Origin of the sequence: Pseudomonas sp. YY-1, assembly GCF_002843095.1 — a bacterium.
Taxonomy (GTDB): domain Bacteria; phylum Pseudomonadota; class Gammaproteobacteria; order Pseudomonadales; family Pseudomonadaceae; genus Aquipseudomonas; species Aquipseudomonas sediminis_A.
In genome coordinates this window covers 66,361-84,383 of sequence record NZ_PJLX01000001.1, presented here as the reverse complement: position 1 = coordinate 84,383, position 18,023 = coordinate 66,361, and the positions used below count along the sequence as shown (strand labels likewise).

20 protein-coding genes and 2 pseudogenes are annotated in these 18,023 nt (G+C 63.2%); 13 read left to right on the top strand and 9 right to left on the bottom strand.

Annotation, left to right across the window (positions count from 1 at the left end; genetic code table 11):
* Positions 1–51: 51 nt before the first annotated feature.
* The 6 genes and pseudogenes from CXP40_RS24145 to CXP40_RS00415 all read right to left on the bottom strand — a co-directional run bounded on the left by CXP40_RS24145 (position 52) and on the right by CXP40_RS00415 (position 5,538).
* Complete coding sequence (locus CXP40_RS24145) at positions 52–915, bottom strand: methyl-accepting chemotaxis protein (protein ID WP_371916919.1); 864 nt, start codon at positions 913–915, stop codon at positions 52–54.
* A pseudogene (locus CXP40_RS24140) lies at positions 910–1,677 on the bottom strand (MCP four helix bundle domain-containing protein); the annotation flags it as partial. The pseudogene CXP40_RS24140 and the gene CXP40_RS24145, both read right to left, overlap by 6 nt.
* A 135-nt stretch (positions 1,678–1,812) precedes the next feature.
* Positions 1,813–2,163 (bottom strand): hypothetical protein, encoded by a 351-nt coding sequence (locus tag CXP40_RS00430; RefSeq protein ID WP_106732151.1) that lies wholly within the window; start codon positions 2,161–2,163, stop codon positions 1,813–1,815.
* 4 nt (positions 2,164–2,167) lie between these two features.
* Positions 2,168–2,848 (bottom strand): dual specificity protein phosphatase family protein, encoded by a 681-nt coding sequence (locus tag CXP40_RS00425; protein WP_106732150.1) that lies wholly within the window; start codon positions 2,846–2,848, stop codon positions 2,168–2,170.
* Positions 2,845–3,570, bottom strand: a complete 726-nt coding sequence (locus CXP40_RS00420; RefSeq protein ID WP_106732149.1) for a phosphatase PAP2 family protein — start codon at positions 3,568–3,570, stop codon at positions 2,845–2,847. Before CXP40_RS00420 ends, CXP40_RS00425 begins: the two co-directional genes overlap by 4 nt.
* A gap of 9 nt (positions 3,571–3,579) precedes the next feature.
* Complete coding sequence (locus tag CXP40_RS00415) at positions 3,580–5,538, bottom strand: LTA synthase family protein (protein WP_106732148.1); 1,959 nt, start codon at positions 5,536–5,538, stop codon at positions 3,580–3,582.
* Positions 5,539–5,641: 103 nt separating this feature from the next.
* Here CXP40_RS00415 and CXP40_RS00410 point away from each other — a divergent pair, with 103 nt between their 5' ends.
* The 5 genes from CXP40_RS00410 (at position 5,642) to CXP40_RS00390 (ending at position 9,443) form a co-directional block, all read left to right on the top strand.
* Positions 5,642–6,325, top strand: coding sequence for a response regulator transcription factor (locus CXP40_RS00410; RefSeq protein ID WP_099523789.1), 684 nt, complete (start codon positions 5,642–5,644; stop codon positions 6,323–6,325).
* A complete protein-coding gene (locus CXP40_RS00405; RefSeq protein ID WP_106732147.1) occupies positions 6,315–7,583 on the top strand; it encodes a HAMP domain-containing sensor histidine kinase in 1,269 nt (422 codons plus the stop codon). The genes CXP40_RS00410 and CXP40_RS00405 overlap by 11 nt, the downstream gene beginning before the upstream one ends.
* Before the next feature lie 81 nt (positions 7,584–7,664).
* Positions 7,665–8,354, top strand: coding sequence for a class I SAM-dependent methyltransferase (locus CXP40_RS00400; protein ID WP_106732146.1), 690 nt, complete (start codon positions 7,665–7,667; stop codon positions 8,352–8,354).
* A gap of 1 nt (position 8,355) precedes the next feature.
* A complete protein-coding gene (locus CXP40_RS00395; protein WP_106732145.1) occupies positions 8,356–9,060 on the top strand; it encodes a lipopolysaccharide kinase InaA family protein in 705 nt (234 codons plus the stop codon).
* On the top strand, positions 9,057–9,443 hold the full coding sequence (locus tag CXP40_RS00390; protein WP_099523781.1) for a diacylglycerol kinase: 387 nt from the start codon (positions 9,057–9,059) through the stop codon (positions 9,441–9,443). Before CXP40_RS00395 ends, CXP40_RS00390 begins: the two co-directional genes overlap by 4 nt.
* Here the strand turns inward: CXP40_RS00390 and CXP40_RS00385 are convergent, their stop codons facing one another.
* Both CXP40_RS00385 and CXP40_RS00380 read right to left on the bottom strand, forming a co-directional pair.
* Complete coding sequence (locus tag CXP40_RS00385; protein WP_106732144.1) at positions 9,444–9,908, bottom strand: DUF3859 domain-containing protein; 465 nt, start codon at positions 9,906–9,908, stop codon at positions 9,444–9,446. It abuts the gene before it with no gap.
* Positions 9,909–9,974: 66 nt separating this feature from the next.
* Positions 9,975–10,985 carry an amidohydrolase family protein gene (locus tag CXP40_RS00380; protein WP_106732143.1) on the bottom strand — a complete coding sequence of 337 codons (1,011 nt, stop codon included), beginning with the start codon at positions 10,983–10,985 and terminating at the stop codon, positions 9,975–9,977.
* A 247-nt stretch (positions 10,986–11,232) separates the two neighbouring features.
* Here CXP40_RS00380 and CXP40_RS24135 point away from each other — a divergent pair.
* The 8 genes and pseudogenes from CXP40_RS24135 to CXP40_RS00345 form a co-directional block, all read left to right on the top strand.
* Positions 11,233–12,063, top strand: a pseudogene (locus CXP40_RS24135) (methyl-accepting chemotaxis protein); the annotation flags it as partial.
* Between the two features lie 18 nt (positions 12,064–12,081).
* Positions 12,082–12,627: a hypothetical protein gene (locus tag CXP40_RS24130; RefSeq protein ID WP_371254543.1), complete on the top strand. Its 546-nt coding sequence runs from the start codon at positions 12,082–12,084 to the stop codon at positions 12,625–12,627.
* 59 nt (positions 12,628–12,686) lie between these two features.
* Positions 12,687–13,088, top strand: coding sequence for an OsmC family protein (locus CXP40_RS00370; protein WP_099523773.1), 402 nt, complete (start codon positions 12,687–12,689; stop codon positions 13,086–13,088).
* Complete coding sequence (locus CXP40_RS00365) at positions 13,085–13,945, top strand: pirin family protein (protein ID WP_106732141.1); 861 nt, start codon at positions 13,085–13,087, stop codon at positions 13,943–13,945. The genes CXP40_RS00370 and CXP40_RS00365 overlap by 4 nt, the downstream gene beginning before the upstream one ends.
* Before the next feature lie 59 nt (positions 13,946–14,004).
* Positions 14,005–14,817: an FG-GAP repeat protein gene (locus CXP40_RS00360; RefSeq protein ID WP_106732140.1), complete on the top strand. Its 813-nt coding sequence runs from the start codon at positions 14,005–14,007 to the stop codon at positions 14,815–14,817.
* A gap of 119 nt (positions 14,818–14,936) precedes the next feature.
* The gene (locus tag CXP40_RS00355; RefSeq protein WP_106732139.1) at positions 14,937–15,485 is read left to right on the top strand and encodes a sigma-70 family RNA polymerase sigma factor; all 549 of its coding nucleotides are present in this window, start codon (positions 14,937–14,939) and stop codon (positions 15,483–15,485) included.
* Complete coding sequence (locus tag CXP40_RS00350) at positions 15,482–16,195, top strand: anti-sigma factor domain-containing protein (RefSeq protein ID WP_106732138.1); 714 nt, start codon at positions 15,482–15,484, stop codon at positions 16,193–16,195. Before CXP40_RS00355 ends, CXP40_RS00350 begins: the two co-directional genes overlap by 4 nt.
* 184 nt (positions 16,196–16,379) lie before the next feature.
* Entirely contained in the window at positions 16,380–17,159 is a 780-nt protein-coding gene (locus tag CXP40_RS00345) for a DUF4394 domain-containing protein (protein WP_106732137.1), read from the top strand.
* Between the two features lie 61 nt (positions 17,160–17,220).
* On the opposite strand, the gene CXP40_RS00340 is transcribed toward CXP40_RS00345, so the two are convergent.
* Positions 17,221–18,009 (bottom strand): dienelactone hydrolase family protein, encoded by a 789-nt coding sequence (locus CXP40_RS00340; RefSeq protein WP_017677161.1) that lies wholly within the window; start codon positions 18,007–18,009, stop codon positions 17,221–17,223.
* Between the last annotated feature and the right edge of the window lie 14 nt (positions 18,010–18,023).

Below are 18,023 nucleotides of genomic sequence, written 5' to 3'. Positions count from 1 at the left end.
TGCGGTAAAGCAAACGGCGCCCTAGGGCGCCGTTTTCGTTTCTGTCTCGCCTCAAACCTTGAAGCGCGCCACCAGATTGTTCAAATCGACCGCCAGGCGCGACAGCTCCTGACTCGCCGCACTGGTCTGATTGGCCCCCGCCGAGGTCTGCATCGACAGGTCGCGAATGTTGACCAGGTTGCGATCCACCTCGCGGGCCACCTGCGCCTGCTCCTCCGACGCACTGGCGATCACCAGGTTGCGCTCGTTGATCGAAGAAATCGCCTGGGTGATCTGCTCCAGCGCAACACCGGCAGCCTGGGCCACCTCCAACGTGGAACGGGCGCGGCCGTTGCTGCTCTGCATGGCGCTGACGGCGCGATCCGTACCGCTCTGGATGCCGCCGATCATCTGTTCGATTTCCTGGGTCGATTGCTGCGTACGGTGCGCCAGCGCCCTCACCTCGTCGGCAACCACGGCGAAACCGCGACCGGCGTCGCCAGCCCGCGCGGCCTCGATAGCAGCGTTGAGCGCCAGTAGGTTGGTCTGCTCGGCGATAGAGCGAATCACATCGAGCACCTTGCTGATCTCGTGCACTCGCTCGGCCAATTGCTCGACCTCGTCCGAAGTGGTGGTGACATCAGCTGCCAGTTGACCAATGGAGTCGACGGTCTGGCGCACCTGCTCACGTCCCTGCTGCGCCGTGACGTTCGATTCGCGCGAGGCCTCGGACGTGCTGACGGCGTTGCGCGCCACCTCCTCGACCGCTGCTGTCATCTCGTTCACCGCAGTAGCGGCCTGCTCGATCTCGGTGTTCTGCTGGTGCAGGCCGCGAGTGGAATCCTCGGTCACTGCATGCAGCTCCTCGGAGGCCGAAGCCAGTTGGTTGGACGAGTCGGAAATGCTTTGAATAGTGCTACGCAGGCTCTGCTGCATGCTTTTCAGCGCCTTGAGCAACTGTGCAGGCTCGTCACGACCTTCGACGTGGATGTTCAGTGTCAGATCACCCGACGCCACTACCTCGGCCAGACGCACCGCTTCCGTCAGCGGCGCGACGATGCTGCGGGTCAGCAACAGCGCCAAAACCACGGTGGCCAACGCCGCCAGCGCCATCATCACCACCACCCAGGTACGCGCCGAATCGAACACCTGCCCGGCTTCGCGAGCCGCCTCGGTAGCGCCCTGGCGGTTCAGCTCGGAAAGATCGCGTAACGCACGGGTCATTTCATCGGCATGCTGATTGAGCGTGCCACGAGACACGACAATGGCATCGTCGAAATTGCCCTGGCGAACGGAGGCGACGATCTTACCCTGCTCCTGCAAGTAGGCCGCTTCAGCGCGGCGAAAGCCTTCATAAAGGCCTCGCTCATCGCTGCTGGAAATCAGCTTTTCGTAGGTTGAATTGGCCGTACTGAGCGCATTACGCAGATCATCTGCCAGGCGAAGATTGCGCTGTAGTTCCTCCGACTCGCGGTTGAGCATCAGCCGTAGCGTCACGGCACGCAGGCGCAGTATGTCCTGGCTGACCTCGCCCAGCGCCATCACGCTTGGCAGCCAGTCCTGATCGACGGCCTCGGCCTGCTTGCGCATCTCGGTCATCTGGAACAGTGAAAATGAACCGAGCAGCAACACCAGCAAAGCCACCAGGCCGAACCCCAAGGCAGCCCGTGGAGCGATTGAAAGATTACGCAGCGACATGTCGTGAAACTCCTATTGCGCGCAGAATTCGGGTCATACCTGGCCATACCTGGCTAGAAATCGGGTGAGATTGCGCCGATCCCGTGTTGCTTATCGGCTCTATTTCCGCGCACTTTATAAGTACAAGCGAAAAATCTAGCGCCGCAGCGCCTTGGCCATCGCCTGGTCGACATGCTGGCGCCATTCATCATCGCGCCGCCGCTCCTCCCATCGCGCCTGCCAGTCATCGGCGCGCTGCACGTCCTCACACTGGCGAAACCCGTCATCCCAACCCTGCGTGTAGAGTGGCTCGGCCATATAACGTGGTACGTCCTTGTCGAACTGACCCAGCGGTCCGACTGCCGAACGCCCACTGCTGCAGCCGGCCTCGAAACCGTCGACGAAGGCCGGCGGGTAATTGGCCGCCAGCATCTGTTCGCGCAGGCTTTGGCAACCGAACAGGTTCAGTAGTGCAAGCACACAGATCAGCAAGCGTGTGAGGCGCATGGCGTCATGCTCCTTCGATTACACCCATCAGGCGATCCTTGAGCGCACACATTGCCCAGGGGCTGGTGCTGCAGGCGCCAGAGGCCAGGGCCGAACGCAACGCTGGAATATCGGCGTCACGCAAATAACGTTCGGCGTCGCCCATACGCTCCTGGCCACCGAAGCCGCCGCCGGCCATTTCTGCCAGGGCCTGTTCCTTGCTCCAGTTTTGATAGATGACGCGATACAGCGCGGCGATCAACCCGGTGCGATTCTGTCCATGCTTGCAGTGAATCAGCACCGCGCCACGCCCCTGTGCCTGGCGGATGCTGCGCAGCACTTCGATGACGTCGGTGTCGTCGATACGGTCCGTGCGCAGCGGCAGATGAACCTGCTGGACGCGCGGGTCGACCAGCCATCGATCGTCGCCGCGCTGGTAGAAATTGATCACCGTCGTAACACCGAGTGCCTGCAGTTGCGGCCAATCTTTTGCCGTCGGCAGTGCGCTGCGGTACAGATCGGGCGCCATGCGATAGAGGTTGATACGGGTATCCAAGGGTTGTGCCCAGTTGGCCGGGCGTACACCCTGCACGAGTGCCGGCGAAGTCGTCGCGCCCCAGGCCATGCTCAGTGGCAGCGCCAGCACTGCACCCGCGAATACCAGTGCGGCCAGCGTCAGGCGCAGGCTCTGTACGAGTTTGTTCATCGGCAGGTTTCTCCCCAGGCGGTTTCTTGAAACGGACGTTGCGCCAACGGAGCGCGGTAAAGTAGCCAGCGATAAGTCAGCGCGCAGATCACCCAGTCGATCAGCAGCGTCCACAGGTTGTGCGAAAGAAAGTGCGCGCCCTGCAACATGCGCCCCAGGGAAAACAGTGAGCCGAGCCCCAACGCGACGACCAGCGCGATGCGCGCAGCACGTGGGCGGCGATCGCGCAGCGCGAAAAACAGCGCCAGCAGTGAGAACCCGGCCGAGGCATGTCCGCCTGGCCAGCAACGCCCGGGATTGGCCGTAGGCGCGCGTTCAGCGAGCAGCGGTGTGAACTGCTCCTGGCCACCGAACTCGCTCAGACTCCATGGGCAATGCATGCCGGTCAGCGTCTTCAGCGGCGTAACCACCGAGGTGGACAGCCCCAATGCCAGCACCAGATAACCGAGCTGACGGCGCCAGGCGCGCAAGCGCGTCGGCAGCAGACTGAGCACAAAGCCGGCAATAGCCAGCACACCCAGCACGATCACCGCCTGCTTGGCGCGGTCATGCAGGATGTCTTCGAGCCAGAAGCTGCTGCGCCCGATGAACCCCTGCCCGGGCTCGTAGAACAGATGAGCGAGGGCGAAATCCACAGGGCTGGGGTCGATCAGCAGTAGCAACGTCATCAGCAGCAGTGGAATACCCAGCGCCAGACGAAAATCGAAATAACGAGACGGCATGGTCGTTCCCTAGCGCTGGCTGAGCTGCTGGCTCGGTTGATCATCGGGCTGCCAGGCGATCAGTCGCTTGCCGAAGGCGTGACTGGCGCCCTGGTAGTACGCGATGTCGCGACGCAGTAACGGATCGCTGCCATCCACCCGCCATTCATGGCTCAGGCCCAAGGCATCGTCGTGGCGGCGCATGCCCTGGCGTGGGCTGAGAATCGCCAGGTTCTGCCCGTCGAACAGGCCCAGATGCTGGTAATTGCCGAGCAGCGCTCGACCGGGTGCATGGTCGGCGCGCAGCAGGTTGCGACCGAAGAAGGTGGAAACGTAGTCCAGGTTGAGCAGCCCCAGCAGCGTCGGCGCCACGTCGATCTGGCTGGCCACGTCGACGTACTCGGCAGGCTCGATGTGTTTCGGCGAGTAGACGAACAGCGGGATATGGTAGCTGGCCACCGGCAGGTCTTCCTGCCCGGCACTGCCTGCCGTGTGGTCAGCGACGAAGACGAACAGCGTGTTGTCGAACCAGGGCTTGCTACGCGCTTCGGCGAGGAACTGACCAATGGCGTAGTCGGTGTATTTCACCGCCCCTTCACGCCCGTCACCGGAAGCAATATCGATGCGCCCGTCCGGATAGGTGTAGGGCCGGTGGTTGGAGGTGGTCATCAGTTGCAGGAAGAAGGGTTTGCCGGCCGTATGGTCGCTATCGGCCACCTTCAGCGCCTGATGGTAAAGGTCCTCGTCGGCCATGCCCCAGGCGTTCTGGAAGCTCATCTCGGCCTCGTCGACGCTGCTCTGATCGACGATGCGGTAGCCGTTACCGCCGAAGAAGGCGTTCATGTTGTCGAAGTAGCCGCGACCGCCATAGACGAAGACGCTGTCGTAACCCTGCGCGCCAAGCTGCTGGCCGAGGCTGGCATAGCCGGATTCTCGGCCGATACGTTTGACGATGGAGCGCCCCGGGGTCGGCGGTACCGACAGGGTCAGCGCCTCCAGCCCGCGGTCGGTGCGCGTACCCGTGGCGTAGAAATTAGTGAAGGTCAGGCTGTGCTTGCGCAGCTCGTCGAGATTCGGGGTCAGACCGCGCTTATCACCAAAACTGCCCAGGTACTTGGCGCTGAGGCTTTCGATGGTGACCAGCACCACATTGAGCTTGCGCGGCTGCCCAGGGTTATCGATCACCCGACGAATGTCCTGCGGGTCGCTACCGATGAAGCGGGCGTTGGGCTCGGCCACCTCGGCGCGCAGTTGCTCGGCCACCGCGGCATCAGGCAGGGTGGCGTAGAACTGCTGGTAATCCAGCTCGTTGTTACGAAACGCGGCGAAGAACTGGTACGGGCCGTTGCTTGCGAGCTCGCGCTGGTAGGTGTTGCCGCCCAGCCCGCGCGGCGCGTCCTGCCCCACCAGGCCGCTGCACAAGCCTGCCAGCAGCGCCAGCATCAGTAGTGCGTAGGCCGCCTGCAGCCGGGGCAGACGCGGGGCCTGCAAGGCTGCGCGCAGTGGCCGCCGTAGCGCCAGGGTCAGGCCGATGGCCAGTGCCGCGAGCAGCGCCAGCAAGGGGTAGATCGGGTAGGACTCTAGGATGTTGTCCACCACCTCCTTGGAATAGACGAGGTAGTCCACAGCGATAAAGTTGAAGCGCACGCCGAACTCGTCCCAGAACAGCCATTCGGCCACCGCGGTGAAGAACATCGCGAACAGGCTGATGGCCACCAGTGCGACCAGCAAACGCTGATGCCAGCGCCGCTGCCATAACCAGGCAGGGCACAGCAGCAGGTACAACGTCAGCGGTACGGCGGCGTAGACCAGAAAGCTGAGGTCGTAAACCAGCCCCACCCCATACAACCCGAACAGCGCCGGCAAGGTCACGTCGGCATCGCTCAGGTGGCTGAGCAGCAACGCGCTACGGGTGAGGAAGAAAACGGCCAACCAGGCCAGCAGAATGATCGACAGATAACGAAGTTGCGCGTATTGAAGCCGAGGCATCGTATGATCCTTGTAGGATGAACGTGCCGCAGTCTGCGAGGCGAGCCGTGAGCCTCTCGTCAAAGCCGTGTGAAAAAATCGTCAAACCCAGGAATTACTCGCGATGCGCATTCTGGTCATCGAAGACAACCGAGACATCCTCGCCAACGTTCTCGACTACCTACAGCTCAAGGGTTTTTCCGTCGACTGCGCGCAGGACGGCCTGAGCGGTCTGCACCTGGCCAGCAGCGGTCATTATGATCTGATCGTGCTGGACATCATGCTGCCCGGCATCGACGGTTATCAGGTGTGCAAGCGCCTGCGCGAGGATGGGCGCAGCGAGGTGCCGATCCTCATGCTGACCGCGCGCGATGCCCTGGATGATCGTCTGCAGGGGCTCAATGCCGGCGCCGATGACTACCTGATCAAGCCCTTCGCGCTGTCCGAACTGGTGGCGCGCATCGAGGCGATCCTGCGCCGCAGCCGTGGCAGTCGCAAACGCCAGCTGCAGGTCGCCGACCTCAGCTACGACCTCGACACCCTGCATGTCAGCCGCGCTGGTCAGCCGCTCAAGCTCAACCCGCTGGGCCTCAAACTGCTGGCCATCCTCATGCAGCGCAGCCCGGCGGTAGTGCGCCGCGAGGCGCTGGAAGAATCACTGTGGGGCGACGACTGCCCGGACAGCGACAGCCTGCGCAGCCACATCCACCAACTGCGCCAGGTGCTCGACAAGCCCTTCCCCACGCCCTTGCTGCACACTATCCATGGCGTCGGTTATCGCCTGGCGGAGAGCGCCGATGCCGTCTAAGCAGCCGTTCGAACGGCGGATTCTGATCGCCTTCGTATTGATGACGGCCATGGTCAGCGGTCTGTTCTCGCTGAGCATCGTCGGCGTGGTGCACTTCATCGAAGAGCACCTGGTTTCCCAGGAAATGAGCCGCGAGCTGGGCGAAACGCTCAACGAGGACATTCGTCAGGGCCGCCCACCACGCCTGGACAGCAGTACGCAGTTCTTCTCCTCCTACCACGACCAGTACCTGATTCCTGAGCAGTACACCGGCTTGCAGGAGGGATTCAACGAAGTGGTCAGCGGCAACGAGGCGTTCTACGTCTACGTGCAGAAGATCAACGCCGAGACCTACATGCTGGTGCAGGAACAGCAGGAATTCGAAGCCCGCGAGAATGCGCTGTTCAATGTGGTGCTGGCAGGCTTCCTGCTGACGGTGGTCGCGGCCTGGGGCCTGGGTTTGATGATGGCGCGCAAGGTCATGGCGCCAATCAGCCGTCTGGCCCAGCAGGTGCGCCATCGCGACCAGTTGCACCCGCTGGCGCCGCCCTTGGCACCGGACTACCCCGATGATGAAATCGGCCAGTTGGCCGCTGCCTTCGACAGCACCCTGGGCCAGGTGCGTCAGTCCCTGGAGCGCGAGCGGTTGTTCACCAGCGATGTCAGCCACGAACTGCGTACACCGCTGATGGTCATCGCCACCTCCTGCGAACTGCTTGCCGAGGCGCCCCTGGGGCCGCGCGAGAAGGACCAGGTGGCGCGCATCGCCCGCGCCAGCGAGGAAATGCGCGAGCTGGTGCAGACCTTCCTGCAACTGGCGCGGGACAAGAGCAACGAGGCGGCCTTTGGCGGCGACCGAACGCTCGCCAGCATCGCCCATGAGCAAGCAAGCCGCTGGGGCGCCTTGATGAAGGAGAAGGGTCTGGACTTCCAATTGATCGTGGAAGGTCAGGACGAAGGCCGTTACAACGCCACCTTTCTCGGCACGGTGATGGCCAACCTGCTGCGCAATGCCCTGCACTACACCGAGCGCGGCGGTGTGCGTCTTACCCTCGAACAGGGCGCCTTCCGTATCGAGGATAGCGGTGCCGGCATTCCCGCCGAGCAGCACGAGCGCATCTTCCAGCCCTTCGTGCGCGGCGCGCAGGCCCGCGGCGAGGGGCTTGGCCTGGGGCTGTCACTGGTCAAACGCATCTGCGCCAAACAGGGCTGGCAGGTCAGCCTGCAGAGCGAACCGGGTCATACACGTTTCCGGGTGACACTGAATAACGGCGCTTGACGAAATTTTCACGCCCCTTTGACGCGGCCTTGATGCCCTGCTGTTTAGGGTGACGAACGTATCCACCAAGGGACGTTCGTCATGCCCAAGCCTAGCCCCATCGAACTGGATTTTTCCCGCAAGTACGATTTCGAGCACGCCCAGCAATACCTGCACAAGCATCAGGATGGCCTTTCCCGGCGTCTGTCGCACTGGCGCGACGTGCAGGTGGCGCGCCGCGCGCTGCAGATGGCCGATGAACCGAATCTGGTGCTCGACCTGCCCTGCGGTGCCGGACGTTTCTGGCCAATGCTCTGCGAACAACCGAACCGGGTAATCTTCGCCGCCGACAACTCGGCCGACATGATCGCCACCGCACGTGCCGCCCAGGCACCCGAGGTGGTAGCACGGGTCAACAGCTTCCGCACCTCCGCTTTCGCTATCGACCTAGGCGCCAACGCGGTGGACTGCATCTTCTGCATCCGCCTGCTGCATCACATCGAATCGGCCGAACACCGCCTGGCGATCCTGCGCGAGTTTCATCGCGTCAGCCGCGATACGGTGATCGTATCGCTGTGGGTCGACGGCAACTACAAAGCCTGGAAACGCCGCCGTCTGGAGACCAGCAGGATGGCTCAAGGTCGCGCGGCGGAAAACCAGAACCGCTTCGTCGTCGCTCGGAGCACGGTAGAACGTGAATTCCACCAGGCCGCTTTCAGCATTCTCGGCCACCTTGACTTCCTGCCCGGCTATGCCATGTGGCGCACCTACGTCCTGCGCAAGGAGGCCTGAGATGGGCATTCTCAGCGAACAGGCACTAGCCGCCCTACCCTCGACCGAATTCGACCGCTGGTGGCACAGCCCCGGCGAATGGGTCGAACCCGCCAATCAACGCCGCGGCGGCGAAAGTGGCGTGTGCCTGCTACAACACTGGGACACAAACCGACCGCGACTGTATTGCAAGCGCCAGAGCGGGCATCTCTACCGCTCACTACGTCATCCGTTGGGACGGCCGACCATCCTGCGCGAGCTGCAGGCCTACCGAGCCCTCGCCCGCCTCGGCATCCGTACACCGAATATCGTCTACTGCTCGGCGCGCAAACAAAGTGGCCAGTGGCAGGCGCTGCTGGTCACAGAAGCCTTGCCAGGTTTCATCAGTCTGGAACAGTGGTACGAAGAGGCCCATGCCCCCAAGCTCAACCAGGCCATGCTACAACGCCTGGCGGTCACCCTTGCGCGCCTGCACTTGGGTGGTTGGCAGCATGGCTGCTGCTACGCCAAACATCTGTTCGTCAAAGTGCGCAGCGATGGGGAGGTGGACATTGCCCTGCTGGATCTGGAGAAAAGCCGCCGCCATTGGCGTATTACCAGTGCTTCGCGGCGTGATCTCGGCCAGTTGCAACGCCATGGCGGCAGCATGCCCGAAGCTGACATGCTCTACCTGCGTCAGGCTTACCAGCGAGCCTTGAACGATCCGTGGGGTGGGCTGCAGCCATGAACGACGGCTCCGATCTTGACGCCCTGTCCTTCAAGGGCCGCCGCGGCCTGACGCGCATCTTCGACGCCACCGGTTATTCGCTCGCTGGGCTGCGCGCTGCCTACCAGGGTGAAGCCGCGTTCCGTCAGCTGGTGTGGTTGAACCTGGTGCTGCTGCCGCTGGCCTGCCTGGTCGATGTCAGTCGCGCGGAGCGGGCCCTGCTGGTGCTGGTGCCACTATTGGCGCTGGTGGTGGAACTGCTCAATTCCGCCATCGAGGCGGTGGTCGACCGTATCTCGCTGAACCTGCACCCGCTGTCCAAACAGGCCAAGGACATGGGCAGCGCAGCACAAATGGTCGCGCTGCTGATGATCGCCCTGACCTGGGCGATCATCCTGCTCTGATCAACGCACCATGAAGCGCTGTTCGGCCAGCTTGCGATCGCCCTGATAGACGATGAAATGCCATTCGCCGGGCACCACTTCGTGGTGTTCGGTGAACTCGAAGGCCATCACGTCCTGCGGTGCACCGACCACCAGTTTCTGCTGCACTTCGAACTTGTCATGACGCTGACCATCCGGCGTGACAACGCCCGGCGTGAGGTATAGCAACGTCAGTGGGATGTCACCCTCGCGCTTGCCGGCGAGGCTGTAGCGCATGCCGAACTTGGTACCAAGCTTGGCGGGAACCTGCTCGGTGCGCTCAATATCCTGATTGCTGCGGGTCAGCACCCGCTCGCCGGGCTGGAAGTCCTGATACTGGCTGCTGAAGATGCCGTATTCCACCGGCCCTTCGACGCGGACATCAGCCTGGCTCAGCCCGGCCCAGGCGCATAGACCGGCCATCATGGCCATTCGGGTGTAATGCATGGTGCGCTCCTCGTTGAGATGAGCGCGAGCCTATGACGCACGAATGACAGCCTGATGACAGATAGGCTAGCGATCCAGCTCGGCCTGCACCTTGCGCGGCAGAATGGACAGGAAGTTATCGCGCGCCACCTTGTGCGCCACGTCCTCGGGCAAGGCATCGAGGAAGGGATCGAAGCCCTTCATGTAGTCGCCCAGACTGCCGAAGCGGCCGACTACATCCGAGCCCAGCATGAAGCGCTCCGGGTAACTGCTGACCAGGTGCACCCACTTCGCGTCCGGTTTGCCGTTTTCGTCCAACAGGTAGGGACGCAGCATGGTCCAGGACAGATCGATATACAGGTTGGGGTATTGGCCGATCATGCGTTCGACCGTGTCCAGGAGGAAGTCGAGTTTCTCCTGATGACGATGAATCTCGGCACTGGTGCCGGCATGCGCCCAGATGAAACGCACATGCGGATGGTTGCGCAGCGGCGCCTCGATCTCTTCCAGGAACAGCGGCTCACGTTCACGCTTGGAGGTGATGTTCGAATGCAGCATTACCGGCAAGTCATATTCGGCAGCCAGGTGGAACACCCGCGCCAGCGCCTCGTTGTTGGCGCGCGGCGCACTGCCATGGATCAGCGCGGTGAGGTCGTCGTGGCGGGTAAAGACCTCGCCGATGCCCTGCCACAGGCCGGGGTCCAGCTCCAGCATGCGGCGGATGTGCGCATCGGCATTCTTGTCGTTGGGATTGAAGCCGGAAAGAAACGGATGGAAGCGCTTGCGCTGCTCGGCGGGCAGACGCTTGTAGGCGGCCGCGATGAACACGTCGGTAGCGCTGTACCAATAGGCATTGGCGTCATCACCAGCGTAATAACGCGGGCGCTTGGGCTCGTCCTCATCCCACTTCTTGGCCACCGGAATACCGGAGAACATCACATGATCGACGTTGTTTTCCGCCATCTTCTCCAGCAGTTCGTCCATGCCGGCGCTTTCCTGGAAGAAGTCGACGTAGTGCAGGTGGGCGTCGCTGTAGCGGTATTCGCGGGCCTGGGCGCTGCAGACGATAGCGGCACTGAGCGCGAGTATCCATGGCATCGTTCGAGATGTGAGCAAGGCGAGTCCTCCTGACGGTACGAGCAGCATAGACCGCCGAGCGGCCCGGCAAGTTCGGAGATCACCCCACGCCATTCGCATCAGCGCCCTCAAAAGAAGCAGGCAACCAAAGGCCGCACCAAGCCGGAACATGAATAGCTGGCTAACGGCCTGAAACGGCCATGGGTACGTCAGCCAATGATGGCACCTCGCTTGCAGTGACTCAGGCAGACCAGACAGGGGAATCACCATGTTGCAGTTGCTGCGCAAGCCAACCCGCAAGGCCCAGGACGAGGCCGCATTGGACGCTTTGTTCCAACAGCACGACCTTACGACTCGCCTCCCGGAGGACTACCAGTGGATGGTGCGCCTGAATGATTTCAGCGCCGGCCTCCAGCAACGTATCCGCGCCAGCCTCGGCGCCGCCGTCGGCATCGCCGCGCATGCGCCACAACTGGCGCGCATCGCCGCTGCCAACCAACAAAGCGGGCAGACGCTGGCACAGTCATCGGAGCTGATCGCCAGCGCCAGCGAGCAGGTCACCACCACACTGGACGCCGAACTGGTGCCCGGTGCCGGCGAAGTCGCGCGCTTGTCCGCCGAGGTTTCCGCCACCCTCAACCAATGCCAGCAAAGCGGCCAGGCTGTACTACGGCAGGTTGAAGTGATCGATGCCAGCGAGGCGCAACTGGCTCAGGTGATCCAGCAACTGGCCGGACAGCTCGATGAAGTGAGCAAGGTCATCGGCGTGATCGCCAGCATCTCCCAGCAGACCAATCTGCTCGCCCTGAACGCCGCCATCGAGGCCGCCCGCGCCGGCGAACATGGTCGGGGCTTCGCCGTGGTCGCCGAGGAAGTACGGCGTTTGGCTGGCCATACCACCGATGCCACCGGCCAGGTCAGTGGCATCATCGAGCGTTTCCGCGAAGGCATGCAGCAGCTCGGCAGTGCCGGCCAGCACATGAACCAGGCGGTGGCCGACGGCCGCGCCGGTATTCTCGCCGTCAGCGGCGGACTGGACAGCACGCGCCAGGCCATGGACCGCCTGGACGCTCAGGTCGGCCAGATCGCCGCCGGCACCGAGCAGATCGGCCAGGCGGTGCGCTCGATCAACGGCGATGTGCAAAACATCGCCCAGGTCGCTGGCGAGCTGCTTGGCAAGGCTGGTCAGGTGCTGCATCACAGCAAGGCCGTGCGCGAAGACGGTGATCGCCTGCTCGCCGGGCTCGGCGACTTCCGCCTGGAAATTCACGCAGCCGTGCGCGCCAGCGTCGAACAACTGGCCAAACGCCCCGAGCTGGCCAGCGATGTGACAGCGGCCGAACGACTGCTTGCCGATACGCTGACGCGCGACAGCCGTTTCGAGCTGTTCTACTTGGTAGACAGCCGCGGCGTGCAGATTTCCGAGAACGTCTTCGCCGCCGATGTGGCACACGGCGAGGATGCCAGCTGTCGCGGCCGCGACTGGAGCCAGCGCCCCTGGTTCCGCGCCGTGGCCGAGCGCATGGAGAGTCATATCACCCAGGTCTACCGCTCCTCGGCCACAGACGACTTCTGCTTTACCGTTTCAGTCCCCATTGTCGATGAGCGCGGGCAACTGCTGCGTGTGCTGGGAGCGGACGTGAGGCTCTCGGCGCTGGTGTGATCGGTGCAGGCTGGGCTAGGCTGGCCACTGTCGATTTGTCACACCTCAAGAGAAGCGCCATGATCCGCATTCACAACAACAAGGGCCTGCAGCAGCAGATCGAAATCGGCTCGCACCAGCTCCTAGGCGATGTTTCGACCGAGCTCGGTGGTGAGGGCGCCGGCCCCGATCCGCACGACCTGTTCGACGCCTCGCTCGGCACCTGCAAAGCCATGACCCTGCTGCTCTATGCACGCCAGCGCGGCCTACCGCTGGAAGGCATCGACGTCAGCGTCGAACGTGACGACAGCGAAGAACGCCAAGGCAACTACCACCTGATCGTCGAGCTGTCGCTCAAGGGCCCACTGGACGATGCCCAGCGCCAGCAACTGCTGCGTGTCGCCGACAAGTGCCCGATCCACAAGCTGATGACCACTACAGACATCCAGGTCGAAACCCGCCTGGCGGGAGCCAAGGCATGAGCGAACTGCAACTGATTCGCCCGCGCGCCGAAGACATCTCCGGGCAACCGATCCTGCGCCCCCTGCCCTCGGCCCGCTTTCGCAGCATCGGTCCCTTCGTGTTCTTCGACCATATGCTCGAGCACGCCTACCCCGCCGGCAGCGGCATGAATATCGCCCAGCACCCGCACATCGGTCTGTCCACCCTCACTTACCTGTTCGAAGGTCAGTTGCAGCACAAGGACAGCCTGGGCTCGGATCAGGTGGTGGGCCCTGGCGATGTCAGCTGGATGACCGCAGGGCGCGCCGTCGCCCATGTCGAGCGTACGCCGCCCGCGCAACTTGGTCAGGACAAACGAACGCATGGCCTGCAGGTCTGGCTGGCGCTGCCAGAGGCCGACGAGCAGTGCGAGCCGAGCTACAGCCATCACCCGGCTGAGTCGCTGCCGCGCAGCGATGCCATGGGCGTACAGATCACCTTGATCGCCGGCAATGGCTTCTGCCTCGAATCGCCAGTACCGGTTCGTTCACCGACCCTGTATGCCGAGCTGCGCCTGACCGCCGGAGCCAATCTGCTGATACCCGCCGAGCACAGCGAACGCGCGCTGTACCTGATCGACGGCGAAGCGGAACTCGATGGCGAAGCGCTGCCCAGACACACCATGGCCGTGATCCCGGCTGGTGAAACACCCGTCCTCAGTGCCTGCAGCGAATGCCACCTGGCCCTGATCGGCGGCGAACCCATTGGCCCGCGGCGAATCAACTGGAACTTCGTCGCCACTACCCCGGAGCTGATCGACCAGGCGCGCCAGCGCTGGGCCGCGGGCGACTGGCCGCAAGTACCAGGCGAAACCACGCGTATCGAACTGCCGCGCTGAAACCGCGCCATCAATGACAGGCGCGCAAAGGCGCCTGTCGCTCGCAAAGGATTGCCCTCTTGCCCTCGTATCGCCCCCTCGCCGGCCTGCTGTTGTTGCCCACATTGGCCCTGGCTGATCTACCCCGTTTCGAACCTGAGCCCGGGCGGCATGCCCAGGTACAGCAGCAAGGCGAAGGCTATTTTCTGCAGCAACCCGACGGCAGCCATCTGGAACTAAGCATCACCGAAGGCAACGACGCAGAACCGCCGAGCTTCGCCGTCGAGGACTACGATTTCGACGGCCACCCGGATCTGGCGATTCGCGTGCCGGCCGGGATGGTCAACTCCGCCTACCACGTTTACCTCTACCGTCCGGCCCTGCGCCGTTTCGAGCAGTTGCAGATACCGCCAGCACTGATGGAACGCGTCAATTGCACATGGCTGTCGGAGCTGCAGCCCGACAGTGAGGAACGAGCGCTCTACAGCCACTGCCGCAGCGGACCACGCTGGTACTACGACGCCTATCACTTCGCTGAATCCGGTGTCCCCTGGCTGTACAAGACGCTGCAAGTACGTCACGACTACGATCCGGATGCACCTGTGTTTTTTCCTGTGTTCGAGAAAACACTCGACCCTCAAGGCCGGGTCATCGCCAGCCGCGCGGTCGACGACGGTGACCAGCCAATTACCTGGACTGTGCCCGCCCCACGTCTTTATCTCCACGCACGCCCTGAAGAAACCAGCCGGACCAAGGCCTACCTGATCGAAGGGGACGTCTGCGAAGTCCTGGATCAGCAGGGACGCTGGCTACAGATTCGCTACGCCTCGCGCAAGGGCCCGGTGCAGCGCTGGGTTTCACTCGACGAGGCCTACGCCCAGGCTCAGCCCTGAAGCCTCACCCATTGAATGCATTGCAACGCCTTCGCAGTTTTTTGTTACCTGTGCGTGATCCAGAAGCGCAGTAGCCGGGTATAAGCTGCATGCGGATTTCTCAGGCCAACGGATGACCCATGGCAGATCGCGAGCTCGATTACGAAAGCACCCTGGAAGCCTGCGCACGCGGCGACGAACGTGCCTTCCAGACGCTCTACCGGCAAGAGGCCGGGCAATTGCTCGGCCTGGCCATCAGCATGCTGGGCCGCCGTGATATTGCCGAGGACTGTCTGCACGACGCTTTCGTGCGTATCTGGCAGCACGCCGCGCGCTATAGGCGCGAACTGGGCAGCGGTCGCGCCTGGGTGCACAGCATCCTGCGCTACCGCGTGCTGAATGCGTTGCGCAGTGGCAACCGGCATGCCGAAGTGGACGATGACTTCATCGAACGTGTGCTAGACGACAGCCCGCAGGCCGAAGCACAAGCGCTGGAGCAATCCGAGCAGCGCCTGCTGCGTCGCTGTTTGCAGCGCCTGGAAAGGCCGCGCCGCCATCCGATCCTGCTGGCCTTCTACCGCGGCCTGACCCACGAGCAGATCGCCAGCCGCCTGAGCACACCGCTGGGCACCATCAAAGGCCGTATCCGCGCCGGCCTGCGCGCGCTGCAGGAGTGTCTGCAAGCATGATTCCGCACGAACCCGAAGAACGCCGTGCCCTGATTGGCGAATACCTGCTCGGCTTGCTCGATGAGCATGAAGCGGCCGAGGTGCGCCAGTTGCTCGAAGAGGATGAGAGTGCCGCTCGTATGGCCCTGGAATGGGAACGACACTTTCTCGAACTGAGCGACCAGCTACCGGCACATGCGCCCTCCCCGGCACTCTGGACACGTATTCGGCAGAGTCTGGGCCTGCACGTTGAGCCACATCCGAGCCCGCTGGCCAACTGGTGGAACAGCCTGCTGACCTGGCGCCTGACTGCCGCCGCGCTGGCCATGGCGCTGCTGGTCGCCGTGCTGATGCCGCTGCTGCGCACCCCGGACATCGCCGGCGAACGCTATACCGTGGTGCTGCAGCAGCCAGGCGAAGCGGCCAAACCCGGTTGGGTGATCCAGGTCAGCAGCGATGGCACGCTCTCGCTCGATCCGCTGGTCGCCGATCAGGTCCCCGAAGGTCGCGACTTGCAATTCTGGACGCTGATCGATCCGGCCGACGGCCCACGCTCGCTGGGCCTGGTCGAGGCTGGCCAGCCGCTGCGCCTGCCTGCCGAACAGATCGGTGCGGTGCAGGCGGGGCAACTCTTCGAGCTGACCCTCGAACCTGAAGGCGGCTCGCCCTACAACCGCCCCAGCGGCCCGGTGCTGTATATCGGTCGCGCCGTGCTGGCCAACGCCAACTGAGTGGGTTGCCGGCCACATGGCCGGCAATCTTTCCACCCCCGATTACCCTGCGGAAAAAATATTTTCCTCCGCCGACATCCAACTCCGTTCCTCGCGGGTATAGCTCACAGGTGTTTCGTCGAGGCACCTGCGAAGCCGGCCAGCCGGCTTCGTCTCGATGCTGAAACCTTTATGAGGAACAACCATGAAACGCATCACTACCCTTTGCACCGCCAGCCTGCTGACCCTGAGCGCAGGTGCCGCCAGCGCCACCGAACTGCTCGCACTAAGCGCCGATGGCAAGCTGTTCAAGGTCGATGTCGCCAGCCTCAAGGTCACCGCCAGCATGGCGGTCAGTGGCGCCAGCGACCTGCGCGGCCTGGATGTGCGTCCGGCCAGCGGTCAGCTCTACGCCCTCAGCGGTACCGATCAGCTCTACACCCTGGACGCCACAAGCGGTAAAGCAACTGCAGGTAGCAAGCTGCAAACTGCGCTGTCCGGCAGCGGCCAGGCGGTGGTCGATTTCAACCCGGTGGCCGACCGCCTGCGCCTGCTCGGCCCGGACGGCACCAGCCTGCGGGTAAACGTCGATACCGGTGAAGTGGCCGTAGACGGCAAAGTCGCCTACGCCACCGACGGCCCCTACGCCGGCAAGCAGCCCAAGGTGGTCGCCGGTGCCTACACCAATTCCTATGCCGGTACGCAGAGCACGGCGCTGTACAACATCGACCTGGCCAGCAGCAGCCTGATGCTGCAGAACCCACCAAACGATGGCGTGCAGCAACTGGTCGGCAAGGTCGCCGATGGCCTCAAGGCAGCTGCACTGGATATCGCCAGCGACGGCAAGGGTGGCAACACCGCCTACGTATTGACCGGCAAGACCCTGCACCAGCTGGATCTGACCAGCGGCAAGCCCACCACCCTGGGCGACGTCGCCGATCTGCCGGACGGCATCATCGACATCGCCGTGCTGCCCGCGAAGTAAGATGAAAAAAGGCTGCGCCCATCGGGCGCAGCCTTTCGTTCAACGCATCGCAAACCTGGCGTCACTGCTCGGCGAATACCTCATCGAACAGATCGTTCATCGCCTTGAATGCTCGCGCGGCGACCACCGGATGGTATTCGTTGCGACCCGGCACGTTGGCCTTGGGGTTGGTGAACGAGTGCACGGCACCGCCATAGCTCACCAATTGCCAATCAGTCTTGGCCGCCTTCATCTCGGCGATGAAGCCGTCGACCTGCGCCTGCGGTACGGCGGGATCATCAGCCCCATGCAGTACCAATACCGGCGCCTTGATGTTCTGGGCATCGGCCGGATTGGGCGTATCCAGATTGCCGTGGAAGGATACGAAGCCTTTCAGCGGCGCCCCAGAGCGCGCGAGTTCCAGCACCGTGCCGCCACCGAAGCAGAAGCCGATGGCACCCAGCTTGCTCAGATCCAGTGCCACCTCGCCGTTCTGCGCCTTGAGTACCTCGACTGCAGCCTGCGCACGCTTACGCATCAGCGGGCGATCTGCACGTACGGCAGTGGCCGCGGCCCCTGCTTCTTCGGCATTGCTGGGACGAATGGATTTACCGTACATGTCGGCGACGAACACCACGTATTTGTCGCCTGCCGCGCGGGCGGCCTTGGCCACGGTGTCTTCATTCACCCCCATCCAGTTGGGAACGGCGAGCAGCCCAGGGCGCGGCGTGGTGACCGAATCGTCGTAAACCAGCACGCCTTCGAAGGCTTCGCCATCGATTTCGTACGCAACTGTCTTGGTCACGACCGCCGCATCGGCAAGACCGGCGAATGCGGCGCACAACAGGGGAACCAGTGTCTTCTTCTGCATGATGAGACCTGCCC